Genomic DNA, 524 nt, shown 5'->3' on the forward strand with positions numbered 1-524 from the left:
TCGGGCGGGGTGGCGACGACGACGAGGGCCGGCTCCGGCACCCGGTCCTGCCCCGCCGCGCGGCAGGAGCGGCCGGCGCCGATGTCCTGGGCCACGGCCTCGGCGGTGGGCGAGGAGTCCTGCAGCCAGACGTCCACGCCGAGGTGGCGCAGGCCCAGCCCGATGCTGGCGCCGAGCAGGCCGGCGCCGACCACGAGCACGGGCCCGGCGGTCGCCGCGGGGGTCGGCGGTGCGGTGGGGGTCTGCGTCACGGGCGCTCCCTACATGCCCACCGAGGCGAGGAGGTGCCCGACCTCGGTCTTCGACAGGCGGCGGATGGTCCCCTGGCGCTGGTCCCCGATCCGGATGGGGCCGACCTCGGTGCGCACGAGCTTCTCGACGGGGTGGCCCACGGCGTCGAAGAGCCGGCGCACGATGCGGTTGCGCCCGGAGTGCAGGACGACCTCGACCAGCAGGAGGCCGGGGGTGGAGTACACGAGCCGGCAGGAGGCGACGGAGGCGATGCCGTCCTCGTGCTCGATGCC

General features: G+C 76.3%; 2 pseudogenes. Both read right to left on the minus strand.

The window, feature by feature from the left end:
• Positions 1 to 251 (minus strand): annotated as a pseudogene (locus tag QYM41_RS17860) (prephenate dehydrogenase); the annotation flags it as partial.
• A gap of 9 nt (positions 252 to 260) precedes the next feature.
• A pseudogene (locus QYM41_RS17865) lies at positions 261 to 524 on the minus strand (pseudouridine synthase); the annotation flags it as partial.

The sequence above is a fragment of the Kocuria oxytropis genome (genome assembly GCF_040981195.1).
GTDB lineage: Bacteria > Actinomycetota > Actinomycetes > Actinomycetales > Micrococcaceae > Kocuria > Kocuria oxytropis.